The sequence below is a fragment of the Anaeromyxobacter sp. SG66 genome, assembly GCF_022690805.1.
GTDB lineage: Bacteria > Myxococcota > Myxococcia > Myxococcales > Anaeromyxobacteraceae > Anaeromyxobacter > Anaeromyxobacter soli.
This window is the reverse complement of sequence record NZ_JALCZC010000186.1, coordinates 1-4,451: the sequence shown is the minus strand read 5'-3', so window position 1 is coordinate 4,451 and position 4,451 is coordinate 1. Positions and strand designations below refer to the sequence as shown.

The following is a 4,451-nucleotide window of genomic DNA, read 5'->3' as shown; positions in this document are numbered from 1 at the left end:
GGCCCGGGCGGCGCCGCGGGCCCGCCGGCGTCGGCGCCGGGCTCGACGTGCGCGGCGGCGGTGAGGCGCGCCCCGTCCGACTCGGCGTAGACCGTGGCGGCGAGATCCGCGCCGCCGCCCACCTGCGGCAGGAGCGCCCGCGCCTGGTCGCGGGCGACGTCGAGCCGGGTGATGGCGACACGCCCGGCGAGCGTGGCGACGTCCACGTCCCCCACGAGCGAGACCGCCGTACCGCCCAGGTTCGCCTGCAGGAGCCGCGTCCGGACGCGGTTCCCCCGCTTCTCCGCCACCACGTCGAGCGAGATCGGCGCGGCGATCGGCAGGTCCTGCACGCCGCGCAGGCGCAGCTCGAGGTCGGCGTCGGTGGGGCCCCACGTCCCGCGAGCGTCGAGGTCGAGGTCGCGACCCTCGAGGCGCGTCGCGCCGTCCGCGTCCACCCACCACACGTCGCCGCCGCGGATGGCGAGCGACGTCACGCGCACCGTCAGGCCGCCGCCGCCGGGCGCGGGCTCCTGCGGCGGCTGTGCCGGGCGCGGCGGGGACGGGTGGGCCGACGCGAACGCGCGCGCGAGCGAGAGGCCCCCGCCCTCCTCCTCCTCGAGGAGCACGGTGGGCCCTTCGAGCGCGACCGCGAGGCCCACGCTGCCGCGGCGGAGCTGGGTCACGTCGATGGCGACGCGCGCCCGGTCCACGGCGAGCACGAGGTGCCCGTCGGGATCGACGACGCGCAGGCCACGGATCTCGACCGCGCCGTCCGCCCGCACGACGAGGGCCGCGAGCTCGAACTTCCCGGCGAGCGCGTCGTCCACGAGCCCGATCACCAGCCGCGCGACGATGGGGCGGCCGAAGGAGGAGGTCGCGAACAGGGTGACCGCGGAGAGGAGCACCCCGACGAGCGCCGCGAGGCCGAGGAGGGCGATGCCCGCGAGGCGGAGCGCGGCGGCGAGCGCGCGCACTAGAACGCCTCGCCGATGGTGATGTGCACCGCGACGATGGGCTCCCGGTGCTCCCTCGGCGCGCTCGGGTTCGAGGGGACCGCCGGGAAGCGGTGGTTGAACGGCACGCCGGCGGAGAAGTCCGTCGGCAGCCGCATGCCCACGTCCACCCCGATCGGGCCGAGCTGCGTCCCGTAGCGCAGCCCGGCGCCCGCGGCGAGCTGCACGTCGCGCGGATCGAGGACGGTGCGCCACTCGGTGCGGCTCGCGCTCGGCGCCGCCACGTTCGCGCCGTCCACGAAGACCGTCCCGCCCCAGCTGCCCGAGATCGCGTAGCGCAGCTCGATCGAGCCGTCGACGAGCCCGTTCCCGCCGATCGGCACCCAGTCCTTGTTGTTGTCTTGCACCATGGGCGACATCCGGCGCGTGTAGTAGCCGCGCATGGAGATCGGCCCGCCCGCGTAGAAGCGCGCGACGATGGGCGGCGTGCCGGGCTCGGCGAGGGGGACGAGCGCGCCGACCCGCGCCCGCGCGCCGAGCACGAGCGACCGCGACAGCGGCCAGAACCCGCGCACCTCCGGGAGGAGGCGCAGGTAGCGATAGCCGATGTTCACGATCCGGAAGCCCTCCTGCACCGAGAGCCCGACGTAGTAGCCCCGCCGCGTGTTCACCGGGTCGTTCCGGCCGTCCCAGGCGAACCGCTGCTCCAGGTAGGAGAGCAGGCAGACGCTGCTCGGGCAGCCGACGAGGAGCGGCCGGGTCTCCACGTCCGGCAGCCCCGGCGTCGGCGTCACGACGGCCTGGCGCTCGCGGGAGAGCTGGTACACCTCCAGGTTGTAAGAGGGCACGAACGTCCAGCGCGGCGCGATGCGGACGGGAAGGCCGAGCTGGACGCGCTCCGACCAGAAGGCGTAGGCGGCCTCGAGCCCGCGCTCGAGCTCCACCCGGCTCGACACGTCGATGCGGCGCGCGATGGCGGCGGGCTGCTGGTACTCGAGCCCGAGCTGGCCGACGATCCCCTCGCGCTGCCGCGCCCACGGGGTCGGCAGCCAGGCGTAGCCGGCGCGCAGCTCGACCCCGACCTTGCGCAGGTCGCCGAGGAAGTTCCGGTGCTGCCACCCCGCGTTCGCGCGCGCCTCCCAGCGCGTCGCCTCGATGCCGAGCCCCGGCCCCGCGCGGATGGTGCGGAACGGCGCCTCGCGCACGGCGACCACCACCGGGATGATCCCCCGCTCCACGTTCGGCGTGCCGCGCGTCACCCGCACGCCGGCGAACACGCCGAGGTCGAACACGCGCGCCTGCGCCTTGGGCAGCTTCGAGTCGTCGAACCAGTCGCCCGCGGTCACGTCGATGGAGGCCTGCTCGCGGATGAGGTCACGCGAGACGGCGGCGGTGCCCGCGACGAAGATCGGCCCGAAGCGGAAGCGTCGCCCCGGCGTGACCTCGTAGGTGACCTGCGCGGTCCCCTCGAGCGGGAGCACCTGCGCGGACTGCTTCACCTCCGCGTTCGCCCAGCCGGTGGTGCGGAGCGCCGAGGTGATGGCCCCCTTCGTCCGGTCGTAGTCGGACACGCGGAAGACCTCGCCCACCTCGAGCGGCAGCTTCTCGAGCCGCTTGCGGGCGTCGGGCGCATCGTCGAGGCCGGTGACCCGCACCTCGGTGACGTGCACCGGCTTCCCCTCCGAGATCCGCAGCTCCACCCGCACCCGGCCCCGCCCATCGGGCAGGACCTTCACCTCCTCGACGCGCGCCTCGTAGTAGCCGCGCTCGCGGTAGTAGGCCTCGATCCGGCGCCGGTCGACCGCCAGCGCGTCGGGATCGAGGCGGAAGCCCTGGCGCGCGACGAGCCCGGTGACGCCCGGCGGCGCGGCCGGCTCCTGCGTCGCGAGCTTCGCCTTGATGTCCGCGGCGTCGAGCGCCTTCACGCCCGTGAGCTCGACCTTCGTGACGATGGGCTCGCTGGCGGTGCCGCGACCGCGAAGGCAGCCGGACGCGCCGAGCGCGAGGAGCGCAACGAGGACGACGAGCGCGGGGGCGGCGCGGCGCACCATGGGGCCCCGGGATTATGGCCCACCCCGGCGGGCACCGCCGGCATGTTTCGGGCGCCTGGCGGCGCGCCCGATGGGGGTTGCCGCTCGGTGACTGCGCGCCTACCCGGGCGCGGAGAGGAGCAACCCGAGGTTGCGCTCCTCCCACGCCTTCGCCCGCGTGAAGTCCGGGTACGCGCGCTCGCGCCGGCGGAACTCCGCGCCGTGGACGACGCGGCGCCCGTTCACCTCCCGCGCCGGCACCGCCTGGTGGAGCATCTCGTGGAACACCACCATCGCCACGTAGAACTCGGGCACCTCGGGGCGGTCCAGCGTCGGGTGGATGCGGATGATGCGCGCGTCCTGCACGTACACCCCGGTCTTCACGGTGCGGCGCCGTCGCCCGCCGCGGACCGGCCCCCATCCGATGCGCGCCTCGATGGCGCCGGCGAAGTGGGCCCCGTTGAGCCGCTCGTAGATCGCCTGGAGATCATGGGCGCGACCGCGCGGCTGCAGCCGATCGGCGCGCGGGACTGCGATGCGCGCGCGGTTGTGTCGGACGAAGGCGTCGATGCGGGAGCCGGCCTCGCGCCGGCGGGCCGCGGCGCCGCGCGCGGGGCCCGCGAACGCGGCGAGGGCCCGGACGACGTCCCCGGGGGCCTCGAGGAACATGTGGTGGACGCGGTAGTGCAGCCCCGCCGGGCCGCGCCGGAACGACACCATGGTCGAGCGGTTGTCGTGCACGGTGAGGCGCACGCGCTCGGCCAGGATGTCGGCGAGCGAGTCGGCGAGCCGGCTCGCGGCGGAGAGCTTGGCCTCGCGCGTCGCACGGCGCGCGTCGAAGAGCTCGAGCTGTCGGTTGGCCTGCGGGGGACGGGGCACGGGCGGGCCCGATCCTACGGAGGGGGGCTCCCGCCATCAAGGGCCGCCCCCACGACCGGCGCGGCTCACGGGTGTCGTGCGGGCGGACGGGCAGGGCCTCGGCCGGTGCGGGCGCCCTGAACCCCGAAGACTCAGCCCTCCGTCCCCTCTTCCTCCGCGAGCAGCCGCTCGACGCGCTGCGGCTCGCTCCGGAGCAGGAGGACCTTTTCCTGGCTGTAGGTGACCGCGCCCGGGGCGGCGCCCTTCTGCTTGCGGACGAACTTCGCGCGCGTGTAGGCCACGTCGGCCTGCGGCTCGCCGCGGGCATCGGAGAAGTGCACGGCGAGGTTCGCGGCGTCGAGGAGCGTGTCCTGGTCCGGCCCGCGGCCCTTCTCCAGCCGCACCACGACGTGCGCGCCGGGGATCCCGCGCGCGTGCAGCCAGAGGTCGTTGCCGCGCGCGACGCGGAGCGTGAGCCGGTCGTTCTCGGCCGCGCCGCGGCCGACGAGGATCGCGGCGCCGCTCGCGGAGCGGAACGCGCGATAGGGGACCGCCTCCTCGCGGGCGCGCGCGCGCTCCGCGGCGCTCCGGGAGCGCGCGGGCTGCTGCGGCCGCGGGCCCGCCCCCA

3 protein-coding genes and 1 pseudogene are annotated in these 4,451 nt (G+C 75.8%); all 4 read right to left on the bottom strand.

Annotated features, from left to right (window positions below; genetic code table 11):
* Window positions 1–956 (bottom strand): annotated as a pseudogene (locus MNZ39_RS23375) (translocation/assembly module TamB); the annotation flags it as partial.
* Complete coding sequence (locus MNZ39_RS23370) at window positions 956–2,986, bottom strand: outer membrane protein assembly factor (RefSeq protein WP_242341493.1); 2,031 nt, start codon at window positions 2,984–2,986, stop codon at window positions 956–958. The gene MNZ39_RS23370 and the pseudogene MNZ39_RS23375, both read right to left, overlap by 1 nt.
* Window positions 2,987–3,085: 99 nt before the next feature.
* A complete protein-coding gene (locus tag MNZ39_RS23365; RefSeq protein WP_242341492.1) occupies window positions 3,086–3,844 on the bottom strand; it encodes a hypothetical protein in 759 nt (252 codons plus the stop codon).
* A gap of 131 nt (window positions 3,845–3,975) precedes the next feature.
* On the bottom strand, window positions 3,976–4,451 hold a 476-nt coding region (locus MNZ39_RS23360), incomplete at its 5' end, for an NFACT RNA binding domain-containing protein (protein WP_242341491.1).